Consider the following 23,336-nt stretch of genomic DNA (forward strand, 5'->3'; position numbering starts at 1 on the left):
TTTTCATTCAGGGAATGAAAGCTGATAATTGACATAATGTCAAAGAGTGACATTATGTCGAGATTAGCGCCCCGGATTTCCGCAGGAAGCGGTATCAACACCAACTTGAGCACGGATGAAAGGATACCTTATGACACCACTACGCACCCCTGTTGCCCTTGTTTTCCTAGCTGTTTGCGGCCTGCTTCTTTCTGGTTGCATGGGCGATGATGCCCCGGCAGCCTCTGGCAAGCATGAGGTCTCGGTGCGTGTTTCAGACGTCACGGGAGGCGAGGCCCAGGAAATACCCCTGCGTTTTTCCGGCATTGTAAGGTCAACCCAACGGGCAACACTTACGTTTCAGGTTAGCGGAACACTGCGGCAGCGCACAGTGGAATTAGGTCAGACCGTAGTCGCCGGTGATTTGCTCGCCCGGGTGTACAACCCGGCGTTGGAGCCTGCTCGAGATTCGGCAAAAGCCAAACTGGACGAACTGATTACCCGATACGATCAGGCCAAGCGTGAGTGGGAACGTTCGAGCCGTCTGCATGAGCGAGGCGTTGTTTCGGAGCAAAACCTTGAACAGATCGCGGCACGTCGGGATTCACTGAAGGCCAGCGTAGCGACAGCCCAAGCCGCATTGGCAGAGGCCACTCAGTTGCTGGAAGAGAGTACCTTGCGCGCGCCGTTTGGTGGCCGTGTAGAGGCGCTGCTAGTTGAAAGAGATGAGTTTGTAGCCGCTGGCCAGCCAGTGATGCGTTTGTCCTCACCCGAGGGCAAGGAAGTGGAAGTGCGAGTGCCTGCTTACTTGTTAGCCCATGTGTCGGTAGATCAGGAACTACCGATCTGGTCTGTTCAGAATCGAATTGAAGCTCCGGTGACAGGATCTGTTGTCGAAATCGCCCAAGCAGGTGCCATCCGTGGAGAGTTGCATCCGGTATTGGTCAGCTTGCCGATTAACACCCTCGATACGGGTGAGCCTGTTGAAGTGGGCATAACGCCTAACCGCGAATCTGCAATCACGGTTCCGCTTTTGTCTGTTATTCGCAGCGCAGAGGGCATGACAGTGTTCCGGGTGCGTGAAGGCATTGCCCGGCGTGTTCCGGTGCAGGTTGAGCGAGTAGTGGGTGAGCGTGTTGTCGTGCGAACGGGTGAGCTGGAGCCCGGCGACAAGGTGGTTTACGCAGGAATGACTCGCCTTGCAGACGGTGATGCCGTGGAGGTTCGCTAATGACGAGCCGGTTACTTAATTACCAGCGTTTGTTGGGCATGGTGGTAACCATGCTTTGTCTGTTGGGTATTGCGGCATACAGTACCATGCCGCGCCAGGAGGATCCGTCTTTTCCTTACCGGGCTGGAATGGTCTCGGTTAACTACCCGGGCGCCAGTGCCGATGCGGTAGAGCGATTGGTGTTAAGGCCACTAACCGATGAGTTACGTCAGGTAGAAGAGGTTGATGTAGCACAAGGCACTGCGCGTACCGGCGTAGCGCTGGTCAGGCTGCGGCTCAACGATGATATCTACAATACCGACCCAGCCTGGGATCGTGTTCGCCAGGCCATGGAGCGTGCAAAGCTGGATTTCCCGGACGATATTGGCCAGATGTCATTGGATGACCGGCTGATCGATAACCCTGCGATTGTTCTGGCGATCAGTGGCGCGCCTTCTGTGAGTGAGTTGACCAACGTAGCTGAGCGACTCAAAGAAAACCTGTCCGATATTAGTGGTGTGTCCCGCATTGAGCTGGAAGGGGATGCCGACGAGCAGATCACATTGGCACTTGATGATGCAGCGCTTTACCGGCTGGGCATTTCACCCGCACGAATACTGCAAACACTGGCACAGCGTAACCAGACGACCCCTGGGGGATTTGTGGTGGTGGATGGGCGCCGTTTATCGGTGCTTCCCAACACTGAGTTTGCCGACATTGACGCTATTCGCGCCACACCTATAGAGCTACCAGATGGCTCACAGGTACCACTGGCTGCAGCAGCGGATGTGTGGCGTGGCCCCGCCGAACCCCGGCAACCGGAAACCTGGTTTGATGGCGAGCGGGTGGTATTGCTTTCAATGATTATGGAAGAGGGCACCACCGATGCCATCCGCTTTGGTGAGCGGGTGCGTGAGCGGATTGCTCAAATAAGCCCGGACTTTGAGCCCTACCAAATCCGGGAAATGTTCTTTCAGCCGGATAAGGTCTCAGACCGCCTCGACAATCTTGCCTGGAGCCTGGTGCTTTCAGTGTTAATTATTGTGGCTGTGGTGTTCACCGGCATGGGCATACGAATGGGGCTTCTGGTGGCTTCGATCTTGCCTATGGTAGCCCTGATCAGTGTGGGGCTTTACGATCTTGGCGGCGGTGTTCTGCACCAGATAGCTGTGATCGGCATGGTCATTTCGCTGGGTATTTTGATCGACAACGCCATAGTGATTGTCGAAAACATTCAAGGGCATCTGGATGAAGGCATGCGCCGGCTTGATGCCTTGCGCAAAGCCGTGAGTGAGCTTGCAGGGCCGCTCGGGGCCTCTACCGGAACCACCCTGGCGGCTTTCGCGCCATTGCTTTTAGCCAAGGGCGGTGCAGCAGACTTCACCCGAGGTGTGCCGGTAATGATTATGCTCACGCTGTCTGTGAGTTATCTGTTGGCGATTTCAGTGGTACCCCTGCTTGCAGCCCGGTTCCTCAAGCCCCGCCGCAATGCCGAAGCAGATCGGCTGCTTGGTCTCGCCCGTTTTCTGGGTGGCCTGGTTTACCGGCACCCAAAGCGGTTGATTGCGGCCGGGGCTTTGCTGGTTGCCGTGAGTTTAACCATGACGGCCTTTATGGCCCAGCAGTTCTTCCCCGATGCGGACAGGCCCCAGGTGATTGTTGAACTCTTCATGCCCGAGGGAACAGATCAACAGCGCACGGCTGAAGCCGCTGCCAACCTGGAACACGCTATACGCACACAGCCTAATGCCATACAAATTCACCGGTTTGTCGGCTTTACCGGCCCTGCATTTTATTACAACCTGCAGCGCGCGCCCCAGGCTCCGAACAGAGGCCGGTTGGTAGTGGCGACACCAACGCTGGAAGACACGACTGAAATGATTCGCTGGATTCGCGCCCATGTGGACGAACAGATGCCGGAGCTGGATGTAAGTGTGGGTGTTCTGGGGCAGGGGCCGCCGAGCATTGCTCCGGTGGAAGTGCGGGTGTACCACGCCGATGACCAGATACGCACCCATGCAGTAGAGCAGTTGTTCAGTGCGTTGCGCGAGGTGGAGGGCACAGTGGATGTTCGGCACGACCTGGATATTGGTGTGCCCAGTATTGCCATTAACGTGGACGACGCCACTGCGGCAAGATATGGCCTTACCCGTGCGGATGTGGCCCAGAGCCTGTATGGCCAGAGTTTTGGTGTGGTTGCCGAGCGCTACCGTCAGGAAAAAGATCCAATACCGCTGGTGCTGCGATCTCAGGAAGGAACCTCGCTGCCACTGGAGCGCTTGCTTTCAGTGAATATCTATAACGAGCGAGGGCAAGCAGTGCCGCTGTCTGCTGTAGCCAGTGTGGAGACCACTTGGGAACCAGCAGCACGTTATCTCCGCAATGGAACCCGGCTGAATACCGTAACGGCTAACCTGCTGACCGGTTACAGCTTTAGCCAGGCGCTGGACGGACTGCAACGTGCGCTGGAAGACAATCCACTGCCTGAAGGCACTCGTTTGGAAATGGGTGGTGATGCGGAAGGCTCCGGCGATGCTAACGGTGCCCTGTTAACCGCGGCGCCCATCGGCATACTCCTGCTGCTCTTCTTCTTGCTACTGCAGTTCAACTCGTTCCGCCGGGTGGGCATCATCCTGCTGACCGTACCCCTGGCAACCGTGGGCATATTCCCCGGCTTGGTGCTATCCAGCTCACCCTTCGGCTTTCAGTCATTGCTGGGTGTAATCGCACTGGTGGGCATTGTGGTGAACAACGCCATAGTACTGCTGGATGTAATGGACAGAGAACTGGAAAAAGGTGAGAACATCCACGAAGCCATGCGCAAAGCCGTAATACAGCGAACCCGCCCGATCCTGCTGACCACCGCAACCACCGTGGCTGGCCTGTTGCCACTGGCTTTCTCCAGCTCCACACTTTGGCCGCCCATGGCGTGGGCGATCATCTCAGGGCTACTGGCATCAACCGTACTGACCCTGCTGGTGATCCCAGCGGTCTGTACACAGCTCATCAAGGTGAAAGTGGCCGAACCGGAAAATGCTCCCGCATAAATAGCAATGCTCCGTGCCAGCGGGATCACCTGGGTCTTATCAACAGACCCACCCGCTGGCCAACCGGCACATCCCGGTTTGGAAACACAATCGCCTCTGGAATATCGCCAACCTTGTAACAGGTATCGTCATCCTCCCAGATGACGGTGCCCGGTGCGTATTCAGTAAAGTTGGCCACATCATCGGGAATGTGAAACTGAAAATTCTTCCCTGTATTCAGAATCTCGTACACCACCTCAAAGACCGTGAGATCATCAAACGGTGGTTGCTTGGCAGGAGCTGGCTCACCACACAACCGCCGCCGAAGTGCCTTCTTGACCCCTTCAAAACGGGTAAGATCATTCATTCCGAACGGATAAACCTTGCCCAGCTCCACCGTAAAACTTTCAGCGTTCAGCACGGATGAAGAAAAGGACGAAAACGGAGTCCCCACCCTATGCTGCAGCAACAAGGTTTCCACTTCCGCTTCCAACAAAAAATCACACTGACTCTCTGGCACCTGCCTGCCTTCAACAAACGGATAAAGCGCAAACCTCTCCCGCTGGGAAGGCCTTATGGCCGTATGCAAATCATAATGGGAAAGTGCCTGCGGATGCGCCACAGCAAACTGCCGACACACCTCCTCAAGAAACTGCGCCCGAGCTGCTTCCGGCAACCCACTGTACTCCGGCTTGCCATGGGCACCGTTGAACAACCGGTTAAGATTTACATCCAAAAACCGTTCCCCGGCAACCATGGCTGACGGGTTCCCCAGAATCAGCAACAGCGGAACTGCCAACGGCCACTCCCCGTTCAGCAGCTCGCTGAGCAGGGCGTTAAGAACCTCAATGGGAGCGGTTTCATTGCCGTGAATACCCGCTGAGACAATCAGCGCCTCCTGATTCGGATTGGCACGATTGGCTGGCGGAGTAAGCTGCAGAACACCAACAACTTTGCGGCTGATACGGGTGCCATCGGGGAGGACAGTTTTGGTTTCCGGGAGATCGGCTGCGGCGTGGGCAAGCGTATGAGCTAGCCAGTCAGGATAGGGTTCAAATAAGTGTATTTGTGCAGTTGCTGTCATGAAGGCTCCCCGAAGAGCTCGGAGGGCGGGCGGTTACGCTCCTTCCGGGAGTGTCTGAAGCCATGGATGGCTTCAGTCAAGCCCACATGGGTGAGGCAAGCGTTTATGAAGCGTAGCTTCATGCGCCGCCGAACGACAGCAATCTATGATTGCTGGCCGGACCCCGCAGGGGTGCTCGTAGCGTCTCCCGGAAGGAGCGTAACCGCCTGCCCTGGCACATTGTTTCAGGCGGTGCTTTTAATCTTTGGTCAAGAGCCCACAGGCCGCTGATGCCGCAACAAATGATTCTCAAGTTTGCGGAACGCAAACACCAAAATAAACGTCAGCACCATGTAGCAAAGCGCCACAAAAATAAACGCATCAAACGGCGCATAAAACCGCGAATAAATATTCCGCGCAGCCCCCGTAAGATCCACAATCGTTACCACACTCGCAATCGCACTCGAGTGCAGCATGAAAATAACCTCATTAGAATACGCCTGCACCGCCCGCCGTGCCGCACTGGGCAACACAATACGCCGCATCCGCATAAACCAGTTCATACCGTAAGCCTTGGCCGCCTCAATCTCACCATGGGGCGTAGAAATAATCGCGCCACGAATAATCTCAGTGGTATAAGCACAAGTATTCAAAGTGAACGCCAGCAGGGCAGGGTAGAAAGGCTCCCGGAAAATCTCCCACCAAAAAGTGTCCTGAATACCGGGAATCTGGGCAACGCCATAGTAAATGATATAAAGCTGGATCAGCAGTGGTGTACCACGGAAAAGATAGGTGTAAAGCCACACTGGGCCAGACACAAACGGGTTTTTTACCGTGCGAAGAATCGCCAGAGGAACTGCAAAGACAAGGCCGATAATCAGACACAGGAATACCAGTTGAACGGTGGTAACCAAACCGTCCCAGTATTCCATGATGGTCATGGCAGTGAAGATTTCGTTCTTGTTAAGCCAGGCTGCAATGAAATCGGGAGGCATTATTTATTCTCCTGAATCACGCCGACATTGGCCCGTTTGTCGAGCCACTTGATGAACAGCTCAGAGCCTGCCGTAAGGGCGAGGTAAACAAACGCAACCGGAATAAAAAAGTGAAACGGCATGCGCTCAGCCTTGGCCGCTTCCTCTGCCACCCGCACCATATCTGTGAGGCCAATAATGGAAACCAGCGCGGTGGTTTTGAGCAGTACCTGCCAGTTATTACCGATACCGGGAAGTGCGTGGCGCAACATTTGCGGAACCATAACCCTTCGGAAAGTATGCCATTTGCTGAAACCGTAAGCTCGCGCCGCTTCAATCTGGCCAGTTTCAACGGCAAGAAAAGCGCCCCGAAAGGTTTCCGTCATGTAAGCGCCAAAAATCAGCCCGATGGTAATAACGCCGGAAATGAACGGATTGAACTGGAAGAAGAAATCGATCTCATAGACCTCCCAAATGTAATCGGAGATCATATTTACACCCACCTGGCCGCCATAGTAGAACAGCAACATCATCACCAGATCGGGCACGCCGCGAATCAGGGTGGTGTAGGCGGTAGCTACGCTGATAGCGACACGGCTGTTCGACAGCTTTGCAGCCGCACCAAGCAGCCCGAGAACCAGCGCCAGGGCAAGAGACAGGAAGGCGAGCTCTATGGTTACAATCGCCCCGTTTAAAAGGGCCGGACCATAGCCTTTCAGATCAAGCATGGGAGTGTCCGGTAGTCAGGGATAGCCGTCGGGCTATCCCTGAAGCTGGAGTTATCAGACCTTAACGTCGTAAGCGAAGTACTTCTTCATGATGGCGTCGTAGGTGCCATCTTCCTTCAGCTTACGCAGGGCTGCGTTCACCTCTTCGGCAACCTTTTTGTCACGCTTGCGCATGGCAACACCCACGCCTTCACCCAGCTTTACAGGCTCGCCAACTTCCTTGAAGCCATCTTTGGAAAGAACAGTCTGTTCACCAACCGGGTAGTCAACAAACACGGCATCCAGGCGCTGACCCTCAAGGTCGAGCACCATGTCGTCAGCCGTGGTGTAACGCTTGATGGTTACTATGCCGGTCATTTCCTCGGTTACAAAAGTGTCCATAGTGGTGCCACGCTGCACACCGACTGTTTTACCCTTCATGGCATCCATATCAGTTACGTCTGCACTGAAGTTGTCAGGACCGAACCATCCACCCGGAGTGTTGTAGTACGGCTCAGAGAAAAGAACCCGCTCGGCACGTTCCGGGGTAATCGACATGGAGGACATGATCAGATCGAATTTACGAGCAATCAGGCCAGGAATCATTCCATCCCATGCCTGAATAACAAACTCGCAGTTAGCCTTCATCTCTTCGCACATGGCAGCTGCCAGATCGACTTCGAAGCCGGTCAGGTTGCCATTTTCATCTTTATATTCGAACGGCTCGTAGGGTACGTCGAAGGCAATACGCAGGTCGCGACCCTCTGCATGAGCACCGCCGGCAAACATGGCCAGGGCGCAACTTGCTGCAATCATCAATTTTTTCATGTGTCACTTCTCCATTGGATCGCCTTTTAGGCGTTATTTTTTTGGAAATTATATATCCGACAACGATTAAGATAGCATCGCCTGTCAGAACTTGGGAGCCAGGAACTGTTTCATGCGCTCCGAGTCCGGGTTATCAAACACCTTTTGGGGTGTGCCCTGCTCCTCGATAACGCCCTGATGTAAAAACAACACCTGGGTCGACACATCCTTTGCAAATGCCATTTCGTGAGTGACTACGATCATGGTGCGGCCTTCCTCGGCCAGACTTTGCATAACTTTAAGTACTTCGCCAACCAGTTCCGGATCCAGTGCGGAGGTTGGTTCATCAAACAGCATCACTTCCGGTTCCATGGCCAGTGCTCTGGCAATCGCAGCCCGCTGCTGCTGGCCGCCAGACATCTGTGCCGGATAATAATCCTTGCGCTCGTATATACCTACCTTGTTCAGGTAAGCCTCTGCCCGCTCAATGGCTTCCTTCTTTGGAACCTTGAGCACATTAATAGGCGCTTCAATGATGTTCTCCAACACCGTCATGTGAGACCACAGATTAAACCCCTGAAATACCATGGAGAGTTTTGCACGAATCAACTCTACCTGCCTGTTATCAGCAGGAATGCGTTCACCCTTGCGGTTGGTGGTAAACCTTATGGGGTCGCCGTGCACAATAATGTCGCCAGACGTTGGGGTTTCCAGCAAGTTGATGCAGCGTAGAAAGGTGCTTTTACCTGAGCCGGAACTGCCGATCAGGGAAACCACATCGCCTTTGCGGGTCTCGAGCGAAATACCCTTGAGTACTTCGAGTTCGGCAAACGTTTTGTGTATGTCCTTGCAGATCAAAGGCGCTTGGTCCGCCATGGATGGCTCCTGAAACTGGAATTCAAGGGCGCTTGTTTTACGGACTGTGGCTGAAGAAATCAATGCTTTACGCTCACAGAAATTATTATTTTACAGCGCCTGTAATAGAAACCACGTATTGTGGCGTAATGAGTGCTCAATGCAAGCATTTTGCAGGTGTCAGCCGATGGGGTGTTGGTTGTCAGAAACTTCCGGCATAACCGGAATGCGTATAAGTTCGCTGCCTTCGTTCTCCATGTCGCGCATGGATTCACTTACAAAGCGTACATGAGCCATGGCAACTTTTTGAGCGCTGGCAGGCCGTCCGGCCATAATAGCTTCATATAGTTGCCTATGCTGCTGCACAATTTTCTTCCGCTTTTCGGCTCTTGGGTTTAGGTTGGCAACCGATGCTTGCACCGTCATCAGCATCATGTTTTTAAGGCTGTTGAGTACGTGCACCAGAATCGGGTTATGAGAAGCCTCAACAATTGCCTGATGGAAACCGTGGTCCGGCCGGGCGTTGCTTAACGGGTCAGTTTCTTCCAATGCCCTGAACGCTTTGGTAATTCGGTGATGATCCAGGCTGGTTGCGCGCTTGGCAGCCAGAAACGCAGCCTGCCCCTCCAACTGCTCACGAACTTCCAGTAAATCGTAGAGGGTTCGTGGGTGCCCTTCAAAAAGATGCATCAAGGGACCCTGCTCACGGAGGTCGTCAGATCCGGGCACCATTGTAGACACGAAGGAGCCCTTGCCGTGGCGGGTTTCTATTACACCGCGCCCCTGGAGCTCATGAAGCGCTTCGCGAATCACCGATCGCGAAACCCGAAGGCGCGCTGCAAGTTGCCGTTCTGAAGGTATTTTTTGCTCTGGCGCCAGCCCTCCGTCAAGGATCAGCCTTTCCAGTCGGTACGAGACTTCACGCGAAATAGCCATTTTCTTGCCTGCGGGATCACTGGTCTGACCAGTGTTGGTTGTCTTTGTTGTTATCAGGTTATGGCTGCCCGCAATGCGACAGCCCTTTGAATATGGCCGATTGGGCCGCATTCGTCCATTTTTACCGTTACAGAAACTGGTCTGACCAGTGGTGTCTTTGCTGGACTAAACAGGTGCCGCCAACGAATATCGTTTTTGATACCGGATTATGAAGCCGGTGTTGCTCAGAGCTCTACAAAAAAACATAACAACAATTTTAGCGGAGATGTCTCGATGAAACCGAGCAAGACCAATACCAACAATTGCGGAGCCGGCGCAGTTTCGCAGCGCAGGAGTTTTCTGAAAACCGCAGCCCTTGGCACCGCTCTGGCGGGTGCGCTGATGATGGGGGCAGGCCAGGCTCACGCTGCAACAACCTGGAAAATACAGTCAGTTTGGGATGCGGGCACTGTCGGTTACGACCTGTTTGAAGAATGGTGCGAGAGCATCAAGGAGAAAAGCGGCGGCGAGCTTATTTTCAAACCCTTCCCGGCCAAGGCGGTTGCTGCCGATAACAACGCCTTGTTTGAAGCTGTGCGTAATGGCGTGCTGCAAGGGATGAACCCCTTCACCTTGTATTGGTCTGGCAAGATCCCTGCATCGGTATTTTTGTCTTCCTATCCTGCTGGCCCGGATCAGCCGCACCAGTGGGACACCATGTTCTACTCCATGGGCATGTTGGAGAAAACCCGGGAAATCTATAAAAAGTATGGCCTGTTTTATGTGGGGCCCATTCAGCACGACGCTAACATCATTCACTCCAAAAAGCCGGTCAACAGCCTTGATGACCTGAAAGGCATGAAGATCCGAGTGCCCGGTGGAATGGTCGCCGAAGTGTTCCAGCAGTTTGGTGTCTCGACGGTGAGCTTGCCCGGTTCTGATATTTTCCCGGCACTGGAGAAAGGCACCATTGATGCTGCGGATTATGTTGGCCCAGCGGTCAACTACGAGTTGGGCTTCTCCCAGGTTACGGACTACATCATGTTCGGCCCTCCCGGTGTTATGTCTATCTACCAGCCCGTGGATTTGATGGACCTTACCGTCAACCTGAGGAACTGGAACAAGCTTGATCCGAAACTGCAAAAACTGGTGGAAGATGAAGTTCGCAACTATTCCCAGATGCATTACCTCACTATTCAAAAGCGCAATATTGAAGCCATGAAGAAGTTCAGGGCAGACGGCGATACGGTGACTCGCCTCAGCCAGGATGACCTTGCCGAGTTCCGCCGTGCCGCGATTCCCATCTGGTACAAGTGGGCTAACAAGAACGAGGATGCTCGCGCCATCTTCGACATGCAGCTTGAGTACATGATGAACGACACCGTTGGTTATGTAAGCGAGTCTGATCTGGAAGGCGTCAAAGGCAAGTAAGCCTGCGTTACCTGAAAATAATAAAAGCACATTGGGGAAGGGCTCGGGCAGCCCCGGAAAAGCGGGGCCCCACCTTCCCTGTTTTATGGCTGAGGTAGTAAGCGTATGTCTGATCTGGAAGGCTTCGGATTTGTAATGCCGCACTGGTTGTACTGGGGTTGGCTGGCGGTGATGCCGCTCATCATGATGGGGTGGCACAAGTGGGCTTGCGCCCGGGGCGGCGAACCCGCAGAGCCTGGCATGACGCCGGGTGAATTGCAGGCCATGGAAGACGACCCACTGGTTTACCTGAAGTTCGAAGGTAACTGGTTTACCCGCCCAATTGATTGGATTAGCGAAAAGTCGGGTGAGTTTGTCGCTTTCTGGACCGTTAACGCCGTAGTTTTCTATTTCTTCGAAGTTGTCATGCGGTACATGTTTAACCAGCCCACGGTTTGGGTGCATGAGGCCAGCTTCCTGTTGCTGGGCATGCAGTACCTGCTGGCAGGCGCATTTGCCATGCTCCACGGCGCCCATGTGCGAGTGGATGTGGTTTACAACCTCTTGCCAGTACGCGGCAGGATTGGCATGGATATTTTCACTTCAATGTTTTTCTTCGTGTTTGCCTTGGTACTCATGGTGACCTCCTGGACCTTTTTCGAGAACTCTTACTCCATGAATGAAACCACTGTTGAGACTTGGGGCATTCAGTACTGGCCAGTCAAAGGCATGATGATGCTTGGCTCCACCTTGTTGTTACTTGCGGGCGTATCCAAGCTCATAAAGGACATTGTTCTGTTTGTTCGCCTTGGGCAGGAGCGTGTGGCATGACTACTAATGCACCGACTGCTTCAGGGTCTACTCTTTCGGGCAAGCTTGGCACCTGGCTGATGATTCTGGCTACCATCGGCTTCGGGTTTGTCATCTGTGTTGAGTTGATCAACATCCTGTTCTACGACCCGTTTAGCGACGAAAAATTTCTGTTCAAGTTTGCCGGTAGCCTTGCCAGTGTAGAAATTGGCCCGCTGACCTATTTGATGTTTGGCTCGCTGTTTGTTGCCCTGATGATGGGGCTGCCACTGGCGTTTGTAACGGGTGGCCTCGGCGTCCTGTTCGTCTATCTCGTTGGCGATGCGATGATGCTGAACATTGTGCCAAGCCGCATCTTCCCGATGATGACCAACTCTGACCTGGCTGCGATTCCGCTGTTTATATTTATGGCGTCGATGCTTGAGCGTGCCGGGCTGATCGAGGAAATGTTCAGCGTGGTCTACAAATGGATGGGCGGCCTTAGCGGTGGCCTTGCAACGGCAACCATACTGGCCTCTACACTTCTGGCTGCCATGGTGGGTGTAATTGGTGCTGCGGTTGTAACCATGGGCATCATTGCGCTGCCAGCGATGCTGAAGCGTGGCTACGACCACAAGATCGCCATTGGCTCCATTATGGCCGGCGGTACCTTGGGTATTCTTATACCCCCTTCCATTCTTGCCATTCTCTATGCAGTGGTGGCACAGCAGTCGGTGGGTGAGCTGTACCTGGGCTCGGTGATTCCCGGGTTGATGCTCTCCGGCCTCTATATTGCCTACGTTCTGATTCGCAGCTGGCTGAACCCAAGCCTCGGGCCTCCTGTACCCGTGGAAGAGCGAATCTCCCTGCGGGAAAAGCTGCTTCTGCTGAAAGGCCTGATTGCGCCCCTCATACTTGTGGCTCTGGTGCTTGGCCTGTTGTTCGGTGGCATAGCGACCCCGGTTGAAGCAGCGGGCATCGGTTCATTCGGCGCCATTGTTGTCGCCATCATGCACGGCCGGTTCAATATCAGTGGCCTGCGTGAGGCCTCCATAACCACGGCTAAAGCGTCTGCCATGGTGCTGTGGATCATGTTCGGGGCTTCGGTTTTTGTGGGTTTTTACATTCTCCAGGGTGGTCAGGAGTTTGTAACAGACTCCATTTTGGGCACAGGCATGAGCGCATACGGCATTCTGTTTTTGCTGATGGGGCTGTTGATAGTGCTGGGCATGTTCCTGGACTGGGTTGGCATCCTGCTTCTGGCCGTTCCTATCTTCATCCCAATTGTGAAGGCGCTGACATTTGAAGGGTTATTCGGATTGCCGCCGGTAGAGGGCGATGATGTGGTGCTCTGGTTCGGGGTGCTGTATCTGGTGAACATGCAGATGTCGTTTCTCAGCCCACCCTTTGGCTATGCACTGTTTTATATACGTGGCGTGTGCCCGCCGGAAATATCCATGGGCACTATCTTCAAATCCTCCCTGGTGTTCCTTGCCATTCAGGCGTTTGGCCTGATGGTGTGCATCGCTATTCCGGGTGTTGTTACCTGGCTGCCCGGGTTGGTTTACGGCTAATTCATTGTGGAGAAAATAAAATGCTAACAATCAACAGACTGGATTTGGCCGAAGCGCGACTGCTGATTGCCGGTGCGGCAGAAAAGGCCAAGGAAATAGGCGTGCCTATGTGCATCGCTATTGTTGACGAATCTGGCAGCCTGATCGCTTTCGAGCGCATGAATGGAGGTAAGATTACAAGTGTGACCATTGCCCAGGATAAAGCGTTCACAGCCGCAGCAGCCAAGAAAGCTACCCATGAATATAATGCCGTTAACGTACCTGGCAGCCTGGCTTTTGGAATTCACACTGAAGTGGGCGGGCGCATAAGTTCTGTGGGCGGAGGTTTGCCTGTGATTGTCGATGGCGATGTTGTAGGTGGTATCGGCTTAAGCTCTGGCACACCACAACAGGACATGGATTGCGCCCAGGCGGGAATTGATTATTTTGCAGCCCAGCGGGGCTGAAACAGGCGGTTTGAGGAAGGCAATATGACAACCAAACCAACCATCAGCAAAGCCGAGCTGGCTGAAAAGCTCCGGGGCTTTGTTGATGCAAATTTCGTTATCACTGATGACGAAACCATGAAGCCCTACGAATGCGACGGCATGTCCATGTACTGCGAAATGCCGTTGCTGGTGGTGCTGCCGGAAACCGTAACCCAGGTGCAGCGGATTATGCGGGTCTGCCATAAATATGGGGTTCCGGTGGTTGCCCGTGGCGCGGGAACAGGGCTGAGCGCAGGGGCCATGCCAAACAAAGAAGGCGTGGTGCTGTCGCTTGCCAAGTTCAACCGCATTCTGAACATCGACCCACTGGCGCGAACAGCCAGCTTGCAGCCGGGTGTTCGCAACCTGGCGATTAGCGAAGAAGCCGCTCAATACGGCCTTTACTACGGCCCCGACCCTTCATCACAAATTGCCTGCACCATTGGTGGCAACGTGGCGGAGAACTCAGGTGGTGTGCACTGCCTGAAGTACGGGCTGACAGTGCATAACCTTCTCAGTGTGGAAATAGTGACCGCTGAGGGTGATGTGGTAACCGTGGGGAGCGATGGGCTGGATAGCTGCGGTATGGATCTACTCGCCCTGCTAACTGGATCGGAAGGATTACTGGGCGTGGTAACAGAAGTGAAGGTAAAGCTTCTGCCCAAGCCTGAAGTGGCGCAGGTGGTGATGGCCGGTTTCGACAGCGTGCAGATGGCGGGTGATGCGGTGGGTGGCATTATTTCCCACGGCATTATTCCAGGCGGCCTGGAAATGATGGACGGCTACGCCATAGTGGCGGCGGACGACTTTGCCGGTGCCGGCTATCCGCGAGACGCCAAGGCGCTGCTTCTGTGTGAAGTGGACGGCACCGAAGAAGAAGTACACGAACACATAGCCGAGGCCGAAGAGGTTTTCCGTAAGCTTGGGGCCACCTCGGTTCGCACCTCTCAAAGCGAAGAGGAGAGGGCGCTGCTGTGGTTGGGACGTAAATCTGCATTCCCCGCCGTTGGCCGCATTTCTCCAGATTACTACTGCATGGACGGCACCATTCCTCGTCGACACATTGCTTATGTTTTGTCTGAGATGGGCAAAATGTCTGAAGAGTTTGGCTTGCGCGTCGCCAACGTATTCCATGCCGGCGATGGCAACCTGCACCCGTTGATCCTGTTTGATGCAAACGTACCGGGAGAGTTCGAACGTACCGAAGCCTTCGGAGCGGCAATACTGAAAATGTGCGTGGATGTGGGTGGCTGCATTACTGGCGAGCATGGCGTGGGCGTGGAGAAGATTCGCCAGATGGCAATTCAATTCAACGATGAAGAGCTGCAACAATTTCACGATGTGAAAGCAGCGTTTGATCCGACGGGCATTCTCAACCCGGGTAAAGCGGTACCTGCCCTGAAATTCTGCCAGGAATATCGGTCGCTCGAACACAAACAACACAAGCACGAACACACGGAAGCCGCACAACATGGCTGATATCTCTCAACAACTTCAGGAGCAAGTGCTCCAGGCCCGCGCTCGCGGGGAGAAGCTCAACATAGTGGGTGGCAACACCAAAGCCTTCATCGGCCGTGAAGCCAGTGCAGAGGCAGGCACCCTCAACGTGAGCGAGCACACCGGCATAGTGGATTACCATCCCGTAGAGTTGGTAATGACCGTGCGTGCAGGCACGCCGCTGGCCGAGATTGAGGCAGTGCTTGCCGAACAAGGCCAGGCACTGCACTTCGAACCCCCTCACTTTGGCCCCGAATCCACCATTGGCGGCACACTCGCCTGCAACCTGTCTGGCCCAGCCAGACCCTGGACTGGATCAGTTCGGGACCAAGTGCTTGGCATACGCCTGATTAACGGCAAAGGCGAGCATTTGCGGTTTGGCGGCGAAGTGATGAAAAACGTCGCCGGTTACGATGTCTCCCGACTCCAGGCCGGAGCCTTAGGCACCCTGGGGCTCATCACTGAAATCAGCCTCAAAGTAATGCCCAGCCCCGCAGCCAGCATGACCTTGGTGCAGGAAATGGGCATGAACGAAGTCCTCCACTATATGAACAGCCGCTCAGCCGAACCCAAACCTATCACAGCCGCCTGTTGGGTAGATGGCAAAGTCTATTTACGCCTCTCCGGAGCCAAAACCGCCGTAGAAGCCACCGCAGAAAAGTGGAGTGGCGAGGTATTAGAGGCAGATGCAGAATTCTGGCACTCAGTACAAGACATGCAGCACGACTTCTTCGCCGGAAGCGACGAAGCGCTATGGCGATTCTCCGTTAACTCCACTGCTGCGAACCCCACCATCGAAGGCGACTGGTTCATAGACTGGGCCGGCGCCCAACGCTGGTTTCGAGGTGCGGGACAACTGAGCGACATGGAGCCATTGGCTCGCGCCGCTGGCGGACAGGTAAGCCTGTTCCGGGGTGGTGACAGAAGTGGTGAGGTAATGCACAGCCAGCCTGATGCGCTTAAAACGATTCAGCAGCGGGTGAAGAGCTCATTTGATCCCGACGGGCTGTTCAATCCAGGCAGATTATATAGCTGGATGTAGGCAATACCTTAGCCAGATTAGCGGTCGGGGACTCTTCTTCTGAAACTGTGCGAAGCCATGGATGGCGTAGCCAAGCGTACAGGGAAGTATTCACAGCGTGTTTCAGAAGAAGAGTCCCCGGCCGCGGTACTCCTGATCAAGGATCTCTAGCAGGCACGATATGCAAACAAATTTAGTCCAACAGTTCGCCAACACAACAGAAGGGCAGGAAGCAGAAGCCATACTGCGGGCTTGTGTCCATTGCGGATTCTGCACCGCAACCTGCCCAACCTACCAGGAACTCAACGACGAGCGCGACGGCCCCCGGGGCCGCATCTACCTCATGAAAATGTTCCTCGAAGGCGCCGAAGTCACCGAAAAAACCCGTGAACACCTCGACCGCTGCCTAACCTGCCGCAGCTGCGAAACCACCTGCCCCTCAGGCGTAAAATACGGCCGCCTACTGGACATCAGCCGCGACCTTATTGACAAAGAACTGCCACGCCCCCCGAAAGAAAAATGGAAACGCTGGGCCCTCGCGCGAGTAGTCCCCAACCGAGTACTGTTTGGGTACCTGCTGAAACTCGGGCAAACCTTCGCGCCGCTACTGCCCGCCAAACTGCGAGCAAAAGTACCACCGAAAAAACAGGCAAGCCCCTGGCCAGCCGCAAGCCATAACAGAATTGTTCTGGCGCTGGCCGGTTGCGTGCAGCCTTCAGCTACACCGAACACCAACGCGGCTGCCGCCCGAGTGCTGAACAAGCTCGGCATCACCATGGTCGAAGCCCCGGAAGCCGGATGCTGCGGCGCGGTGAACTACCACCTCTCCGAGCACGAGAAAGGCCTGGAGCGCATGCGCCAGAACATTGATGCCTGGTGGCCAGCCATAGAATCTGGCGCAGAGGCGCTGATTATGACCGCCTCGGGTTGTGGAGCCATGGTGCAGGACTACGGGCACTTGTTAAGAAACGATCCGGTTTACGCCTCCAAAGCCGCCAGAGTCAGCGAAATCTGCACCGACCTTGGCGCATTTTTGCTGGAGCAGAATCTTGAAAGCCTTAGGGTACAGAGTTCCTCTGGCAAAGTTGCGTTCCATTGCCCCTGCACACTCCAGCACGCCATGAAGCAAAACGGTGTTGTAGAGCAAGTGCTTACCAAGGCAGGCATCAACCTGGCCATCACCAAAGACAAGCATCTGTGCTGTGGTTCGGCAGGCACCTATTCGGTATTGCAGCCAGAACTTAGCCAGAAGCTACTGGGCAATAAACTCAAAGCGCTGATGGTGGATAATCCTGACCGCATTGTAACGGCCAACGCAGGCTGCCAGATGCATCTGGAAACCAAATCCCGGGTACCTGTGCAGCACTGGATAGAACTGCTCGATCCACAATAGCGCCGAGGCTGGCTTACACCACCTCTGGGGACCCGTTATACTGCTGCTGCAATTAACGCTACCACAGGGAGTGGTTATTTATGCCAGGGATTTTGGCAGCTGCGATTCTGATATTTAGTTTCTCATCATCGGCCATTGCCGAGATTTATACCTGGACAGACGCCAACGGCGTGGTTCACTTTACCGACACCCCGCCCTCTGATAAAGAGCACCAGTCCTTGGACGTTACGACGCCCGTAACAGTGCCCATGGCTGAGAATCTTAAGCAACATCAGCGTATTTCAGGTATCCGTAAGCAGGTGCGTGGGATGCTCTCGTCTGATCGCAAAGACAGTTCAGCGCGTGGCAGGTCGAGGGAAAAGGCGATTGCCAAGCAGGAAAAGGCCTGTGCCAGATATCGGCGCGAACTTGCCAAGGTTCAATCGCAACTTCGTGCGGGCTACGGTATTAGTAAAGGTAACAGCCTGCGCCGAAAACGCCGTAACCTGAACCATTCACTCAGCTGGGAGTGTATGTTGCGCTGATGCTGTAGACTGTCATGTACTAAGCACCCTAACAAACCAAGGTTCTTCATGTTTCGCCTGTGCACGACGTTTGGAATTCAGTTTTGAATACAACACCATTATCTCACCTTCAATTAGCCATCCTGCTGGGCATGACCGTTGCTTTGGGGCCGCTGGCGCTTGATGCCTATCTGCCTGCTTTTCCGGAAATTGCTGATGAACTTGGTATTGGACATGGCGGTGTCGGGCTCACGCTGAGCGCCTATATTGCCGCGTTGGGGCTTGCACAGTTGCTGGGCGGACCTTTGTCCGACCGCTATGGCCGGCAGCGGGTATTATTCGCAGGGCTGCTGGTTTTTGCTATTGCCGCATTTATGGTTGCCCAGTCTGAAACCTTGGCAAACATGCTGGGATGGCGAATTGTGCAAGGAGTTGGTGGTGCTTTTTGTGCAGTGTCTGTGCCAGCGATTGTGCGCGATCAAACCAGTGGCCAGGATGCAGCACGATTGTTCGGGTTGATTGGTCTGGTTATGTTTATTGCGCCTGCGGCCGCACCGTCCATTGGTTCAGCTCTGCTGTACCTCAGTGAGTGGCACGTGATTTTCCTTATGCTGGCAGGCTACGCAGCCCTGTTAGCCGTTATTCTGCACTTTCTGTTGTTCCAGCGCCTGCCGTCTCGACAATCAGAACGCACGCCTGTCACCACATTGGTCACCAACTATGGGCTGGTGCTTCGCCATGGTTTGACCATGCGGTTTGTTGGGCTTCAGGCGCTGTGTTTCAGCTCCATGATGGTGTTTATTACACACGCCTCTTTTATCTATCAGGAGTGGTTTGGGCTCTCGAATTCCATGTTTTCGGGGCTGTTCGCGGCCAATATAGTGGCTATGGCAAGCCTGAACCTGCTCAACCGGCGCTTGCTCAACAAGTATCGGTCGGTGCGGATTCTCAGAGCCTGTGTATTTCTGCAGGCCATGGCCGTCAGCGCCCTGGTAGTTTGTGCCTGGGCTGGAGCGCCTTACTGGGTTATAGCGGCCTGTATTATTGTCGCTGTCGGGTTTATGGGTGCCATTATTCCCAATAACATGGCCAATGCGCTGGAGTTTTTCCCCCACCTTGGCGGGACTGCTGCAGCGATGCTCGGAGCTGCGCAATTCACTATCGCGGGCGTAATCAGCGCCTTGTCTGCGACTCTGGCGGGGGGAGCTCTGTTGCCCATCGTGCTGGTTATGGCGGTGTGTGTCTATGGCGCAGCCATACTTGCAGCAGGCGGCCCGGCTGCGACTGAACGAGAGGGCCAGGCTAAGCCTGAGGGCCAGAGCATTTAACCTTTAAAGCGTTGCTTCTTTGCGGTATTGCTTTGTTTGGCAATGGCCGCTCGGGAGCTGATGCCCTGGTCGATGTACAATACCGCGTCTGTTATCTGAGGGAACATGTGTTCGTCCAGCACATACTCATGCAGCCCCACCGACTGTGTGAGAGTGTCGCGCACAGGGCCTATGAGGCTGACCAGGTAAAATTCAATTCCCTGTTCCTTCAGATTCTCAATCACGCTTTCCAGCATGATCAGCGAGGTACTGTCGATGCTGCTTACGGATTGTGCATCCAGTATCACTGCCTTCAATGCACCCTCAGGTCGCTTTTTTATAAGGCTGTATAGCCGGGTTTTAAAAAAGTCCTTATTTGCGAAATACAGCGGCGCATCAAAGCGGAAGATAAGCAGATCCTTGCGGACACTGATGCTTTCGAAGCGGTTGATGTTGCGATAAAGATCCTCACCATCAAGCTTTCCCAGCTCGGCCATGTGCGGGGTTGTGCTGTTGTAAATTACCAGCATCAGCGACACGGCAACGCCCACCAGTAAGCCCTGCTGAACCCCCAGCATCAGAGTGATCACGAAGGTAACCAGAAGGATCAGGAATTCTTTCCTGTCTTGTTGGAACAAGGCCTTCATTTCTTTGTATTTGAACAACCCCAGCACCGACATAATGATAATCGCGGACAGAACAGCTTTGGGTAAGGGGTAGTCGGTAAACAGAGGCGTAAGAAAGATTACTGTTATGGCAATCAGGCCAGACGAGACGAGTGCCGATACTTGAGTCAGCGCACCTGCTTCGCGCATTGCGGCACTTCTTGAAAAGCTGGCTGAGACGGGGAAGCTGCGGAACATGGCGCCTAAAGCGTTAGCCAGGCCCAGGGCAACCAGTTCTTGGTTGGGCTGTACACTGCGCTTATCCTTGGGGGACTCCTGGGATTTGCAAATCGACATGGTGCCCACAAAACCCATCAGGGCAACAGTGAAGGCAACCGGAAGCAGCTCACCCAGCTTGTTGAAATCAAGATCCGGGAACTGCAAGGCCGGGAACCCTCGTGGTACAGAGTTAATGACTTCAACACCTGCCTGCCCGGCATGGAACAGCCCGGATAGCAGCATGGTGCCAACCAGCAGAATCAGTGCACTTGGAACCCTTGGTGTCCGCCGTTTGCAAAAAAAGATAAACAGCAGACTCGCAATAGCAATTGCCACAGTAATGCCGTGCCAGTGACCAATGTTCATCAGTAACTGATAGCAGAGGTCCAGCACGTTGGCGCTGTCGACATGAACCCCGGTGAGGTTCTGAAGTTGGCTGCCGATGATGACAATAGCGGCTGCAGAGGTGTAGCCAACCACAACCGGGTAAGAGAGGAAGTTGACGATGAAGCCAAACCTGAGCAGTCCGAACAGAAACTGAATCAAACCAACCAGAAGGGTCAGTTCAATCGCCAATTGAAGGTAGTGGTCTGACCCCGGCGTTGCCAGAACGCTCAGGCCAGAAAGGATAAGAATGGCATCCAGTGCCACTGGCCCGATAGAAATCTTGTTAGAGGTGCCCAGCAGAGCATATAAAAGTGGCGGAAAGATCGACGCATACAGCCCAAATTCTGGTGGTAAGCCGGCCAGCACCGCATAGCCCATGCTTTGCGGGATCAACATCACACCGATAGCCAGGCCCGAAACCACGTCTCGCTTCAGAGTGTGGGTCGTATATCCCTGCAGCCACAGCAATCCAGGAAGTAATTTGTAGAGCATAAAACGCAGCTTTTCGCTTGAGGGCTGGCCTTCAAGTGTGTGGAAATCAACTGGCTGAATCAAGCAGTATCAGTGGGGCGTTCAGTAGGCTCCTCTAATCAGATCGATTCCAGGTGTAAGCACCTCCCTCCAGGCATCTCCAAGTTCTTTGGTAAACTCTGGGTCATGAAGACGCACAGTTTTCACCAGCGCATCCAGCCATAACGAATACCATTCAGGCTTGATGTTAAAGTTCGAGCGATTATGGCTCTCGCCAAGTGCTTTGAGCTTACGATCTGGCATGCCACGAGCAGTAAGAATAAGCTGCAAAACGCCGTGACGCAGAAGATGTCTCTGCGCCGGCATATCTGTATTCACAAAGCGGTTCTTGATGGCATCGGAACTCGACATGAAGTGCTCGTAGAAATCGACAAAAAACTCGTCGCGATTACAGCACCTTCCGTAGCTTTGGAAAACCAGATCGGTGTTATTCATATGCGTTCAAGGGCCCTTCTGACAAGTTGACTAATTGAGTAGGGCGCTAAGGGTAATGGTTGAGTGTGCTTTCTTCTGTTGAAATTTGTTACCGAGACAGGGCCCTGGGCACGACAGGTGCATCGGAAATCAGGCAGTCCAGGAGATGCGTGCCATTCCTTATGCATTCCGGAGTATCACAAAGTGCTATAATGGGAGAGTTAAAACACATTTGCCAATGGAGGCATTACAATGGCGAGAAACAAAGCAAGGCCTACAAAGCACAGTGCGGTGCAGCGGGAGCTAAAAACCCCGAAGTATCAGATGCGCGTCGTTGAAGACAAAAGCAAGTACCGTCGCAGCCGCGACAAAAGCGTACGGATGGAGGATTTTCGCAAAGCTGCCTGATGGGCTGTTTTACGAAAATCCTTCGTTTGTATTCTTCCCGGCCATGGCTGCAAATGCCTTGCGTTTGGTGCCATTGAGCAAGTAAGCACAGGCATAGAGGCAGACCATTATTACCACTGAAAGGACGGCCTTTTTCCACAAGGGCAGGGTGAACTGCTCAAACAGTAGGTGGCTGATTAAGGGAAGGGTGGCCAAAAACAAGGCGACCGACATGGTCTTTTGCCAGATGCTTACGTCCGGGTCGTACTTTTTATAGTTCTCAATGTCATAGGGCGTCCACGGATCGCTCTCGTTGACATCCGCAGGGCGCCAGCCCGTAGGCATGAACCACAGCTTGATCTTGTCGGTCCACTTTTCGGTATTCACTGCGTCTTTCCACAGCCTTGCCCACCAATCCACATGAGCATATAGCGGGTCCCAGCTTCGATAGGGCTTGCGCACACCGTAAACGCAGGGCTCTTCGTCCCGCTCCTCTGCCCAGGTACCAAAAAGCTTGTCCCAGAACATGACCACTCCGCCATAGTTCTTGTCGATATAACGGGGATTCACTGCATGGTGCACGCGGTGGGCGGAAGGCGTGTTAAAAACGCCTTCAATTAGGGGGACCCGGCCAATAGCTTTGGTATGTATCCAGAACTGGAAGAACTTGTTCAGAAGCAAAACCGTTGCGAAGACTTCGATGGGGCAGCCCATAAACGCCATCGGAAGAAAGATCGGGAATACCAATGTGTCCTGCAGGGCACCCTGGCGGAGAGCTACCGTAAAATTGTACTCCTCACTTTGGTGGTGGGGCAGGTGGCCATTCCACATAAAGTTGATGGTATGGGACAGGCGGTGGCCCCAGTAATAAAAGAAGTCGTAAACGAAGAAAAACAGAATCCAGGTGAACGCTGAGCCCATATTCCATTCAAAAAGGCCAAACCTGTTGGACAGATAGGCAAAGATCAGGAACAGGCCGCCTTTTGTAAACAGCTCGAAAATCAGCGTGATAATGCCGCAGCTCATATTGGTGAGGCTATCGTTCACCCGCAGCGAAGTCCGGTTTTTGCGCCAGAAAAAAAATGATTCCAAGCCTATAAACAGCAAAAAGAACGGAATGGAAAACGCTACATAATGATCAGCCATTGCTACCCTCATTATTTTTATTTATGGCTTGAAGTTACCTTGGCATCAAAACAAAAGCTTGTGAGAATGCGACACTCTGTTGCTTTTAGA

21 protein-coding genes are annotated in these 23,336 nt (G+C 53.8%); 12 read left to right on the forward strand and 9 right to left on the reverse strand.

Annotated features, from left to right (window positions below; translation table 11 throughout):
- Nucleotides 1-130 precede the first annotated feature (130 nt).
- Both CDH47_RS02250 and CDH47_RS02255 read left to right on the forward strand, forming a co-directional pair.
- Entirely contained in the window at nucleotides 131-1,210 is a 1,080-nt protein-coding gene (locus tag CDH47_RS02250) for an efflux RND transporter periplasmic adaptor subunit (RefSeq protein ID WP_100638734.1), read from the forward strand.
- Nucleotides 1,210-4,236 (forward strand): efflux RND transporter permease subunit, encoded by a 3,027-nt coding sequence (locus CDH47_RS02255; protein WP_100638195.1) that lies wholly within the window; start codon nucleotides 1,210-1,212, stop codon nucleotides 4,234-4,236. Before CDH47_RS02250 ends, CDH47_RS02255 begins: the two co-directional genes overlap by 1 nt.
- A 25-nt stretch (nucleotides 4,237-4,261) precedes the next feature.
- Here the strand turns inward: CDH47_RS02255 and CDH47_RS02260 are convergent, their stop codons facing one another.
- The 6 genes from CDH47_RS02260 to CDH47_RS02285 form a co-directional block, all read right to left on the reverse strand.
- Complete coding sequence (locus tag CDH47_RS02260; protein ID WP_100638196.1) at nucleotides 4,262-5,299, reverse strand: succinylglutamate desuccinylase; 1,038 nt, start codon at nucleotides 5,297-5,299, stop codon at nucleotides 4,262-4,264.
- A 248-nt stretch (nucleotides 5,300-5,547) separates the two neighbouring features.
- The gene (locus tag CDH47_RS02265) at nucleotides 5,548-6,273 is read right to left on the reverse strand and encodes an ABC transporter permease (protein ID WP_100638197.1); all 726 of its coding nucleotides are present in this window, start codon (nucleotides 6,271-6,273) and stop codon (nucleotides 5,548-5,550) included.
- Nucleotides 6,273-6,980, reverse strand: coding sequence for an ABC transporter permease (locus CDH47_RS02270; protein WP_100638198.1), 708 nt, complete (start codon nucleotides 6,978-6,980; stop codon nucleotides 6,273-6,275). Before CDH47_RS02270 ends, CDH47_RS02265 begins: the two co-directional genes overlap by 1 nt.
- Before the next feature lie 54 nt (nucleotides 6,981-7,034).
- The gene (locus tag CDH47_RS02275; protein ID WP_100638199.1) at nucleotides 7,035-7,787 is read right to left on the reverse strand and encodes a transporter substrate-binding domain-containing protein; all 753 of its coding nucleotides are present in this window, start codon (nucleotides 7,785-7,787) and stop codon (nucleotides 7,035-7,037) included.
- 84 nt (nucleotides 7,788-7,871) lie between these two features.
- On the reverse strand, nucleotides 7,872-8,642 hold the full coding sequence (locus CDH47_RS02280) for an ABC transporter ATP-binding protein (RefSeq protein WP_100638200.1): 771 nt from the start codon (nucleotides 8,640-8,642) through the stop codon (nucleotides 7,872-7,874).
- Nucleotides 8,643-8,801: 159 nt separating this feature from the next.
- Nucleotides 8,802-9,557, reverse strand: coding sequence for an FCD domain-containing protein (locus tag CDH47_RS02285; RefSeq protein WP_100638735.1), 756 nt, complete (start codon nucleotides 9,555-9,557; stop codon nucleotides 8,802-8,804).
- 273 nt (nucleotides 9,558-9,830) lie between these two features.
- Between CDH47_RS02285 and dctP the strand changes: the two genes are divergently transcribed.
- The 9 genes from dctP to CDH47_RS02330 all read left to right on the forward strand — a co-directional run bounded on the left by dctP (nucleotide 9,831) and on the right by CDH47_RS02330 (nucleotide 19,518).
- Nucleotides 9,831-10,967, forward strand: coding sequence for a TRAP transporter substrate-binding protein DctP (gene dctP / locus CDH47_RS02290; protein ID WP_100638201.1), 1,137 nt, complete (start codon nucleotides 9,831-9,833; stop codon nucleotides 10,965-10,967).
- A 105-nt stretch (nucleotides 10,968-11,072) separates the two neighbouring features.
- The gene (locus tag CDH47_RS02295) at nucleotides 11,073-11,777 is read left to right on the forward strand and encodes a TRAP transporter small permease subunit (RefSeq protein WP_100638202.1); all 705 of its coding nucleotides are present in this window, start codon (nucleotides 11,073-11,075) and stop codon (nucleotides 11,775-11,777) included.
- Nucleotides 11,774-13,309 (forward strand): TRAP transporter large permease, encoded by a 1,536-nt coding sequence (locus CDH47_RS02300; protein WP_100638203.1) that lies wholly within the window; start codon nucleotides 11,774-11,776, stop codon nucleotides 13,307-13,309. Before CDH47_RS02295 ends, CDH47_RS02300 begins: the two co-directional genes overlap by 4 nt.
- Nucleotides 13,310-13,329: 20 nt before the next feature.
- On the forward strand, nucleotides 13,330-13,755 hold the full coding sequence (locus CDH47_RS02305) for a GlcG/HbpS family heme-binding protein (RefSeq protein WP_100638204.1): 426 nt from the start codon (nucleotides 13,330-13,332) through the stop codon (nucleotides 13,753-13,755).
- Nucleotides 13,756-13,779: 24 nt separating this feature from the next.
- On the forward strand, nucleotides 13,780-15,255 hold the full coding sequence (locus tag CDH47_RS02310; RefSeq protein WP_100638205.1) for an FAD-linked oxidase C-terminal domain-containing protein: 1,476 nt from the start codon (nucleotides 13,780-13,782) through the stop codon (nucleotides 15,253-15,255).
- Nucleotides 15,248-16,315: a glycolate oxidase subunit GlcE gene (gene glcE / locus CDH47_RS02315; RefSeq protein WP_100638206.1), complete on the forward strand. Its 1,068-nt coding sequence runs from the start codon at nucleotides 15,248-15,250 to the stop codon at nucleotides 16,313-16,315. Before CDH47_RS02310 ends, glcE begins: the two co-directional genes overlap by 8 nt.
- Before the next feature lie 160 nt (nucleotides 16,316-16,475).
- Nucleotides 16,476-17,687, forward strand: a complete 1,212-nt coding sequence (gene glcF, locus CDH47_RS02320) for a glycolate oxidase subunit GlcF (RefSeq protein ID WP_100638207.1) — start codon at nucleotides 16,476-16,478, stop codon at nucleotides 17,685-17,687.
- An 80-nt stretch (nucleotides 17,688-17,767) separates the two neighbouring features.
- Nucleotides 17,768-18,211: a DUF4124 domain-containing protein gene (locus tag CDH47_RS02325; protein ID WP_100638208.1), complete on the forward strand. Its 444-nt coding sequence runs from the start codon at nucleotides 17,768-17,770 to the stop codon at nucleotides 18,209-18,211.
- 83 nt (nucleotides 18,212-18,294) lie between these two features.
- Nucleotides 18,295-19,518, forward strand: coding sequence for a multidrug effflux MFS transporter (locus CDH47_RS02330; protein WP_275667839.1), 1,224 nt, complete (start codon nucleotides 18,295-18,297; stop codon nucleotides 19,516-19,518).
- Here CDH47_RS02330 and CDH47_RS02335 read toward each other — a convergent pair.
- Entirely contained in the window at nucleotides 19,515-21,323 is a 1,809-nt protein-coding gene (locus CDH47_RS02335) for a SulP family inorganic anion transporter (protein WP_205077484.1), read from the reverse strand. The genes CDH47_RS02330 and CDH47_RS02335 overlap by 4 nt on opposite strands.
- 18 nt (nucleotides 21,324-21,341) lie before the next feature.
- A complete protein-coding gene (locus CDH47_RS02340; RefSeq protein WP_100638209.1) occupies nucleotides 21,342-21,734 on the reverse strand; it encodes a globin in 393 nt (130 codons plus the stop codon).
- 231 nt (nucleotides 21,735-21,965) lie between these two features.
- Between CDH47_RS02340 and CDH47_RS17565 the strand changes: the two genes are divergently transcribed.
- Nucleotides 21,966-22,121 carry a hypothetical protein gene (locus tag CDH47_RS17565; RefSeq protein WP_193601546.1) on the forward strand — a complete coding sequence of 52 codons (156 nt, stop codon included), beginning with the start codon at nucleotides 21,966-21,968 and terminating at the stop codon, nucleotides 22,119-22,121.
- Nucleotides 22,122-22,130: 9 nt separating this feature from the next.
- Here the strand turns inward: CDH47_RS17565 and CDH47_RS02345 are convergent, their stop codons facing one another.
- A complete protein-coding gene (locus tag CDH47_RS02345; RefSeq protein WP_161494470.1) occupies nucleotides 22,131-23,246 on the reverse strand; it encodes a sterol desaturase family protein in 1,116 nt (371 codons plus the stop codon).
- Nucleotides 23,247-23,336 lie beyond the last annotated feature (90 nt).

The organism is Marinobacter salexigens, assembly GCF_002806945.1.
Lineage (GTDB): Bacteria > Pseudomonadota > Gammaproteobacteria > Pseudomonadales > Oleiphilaceae > Marinobacter > Marinobacter salexigens.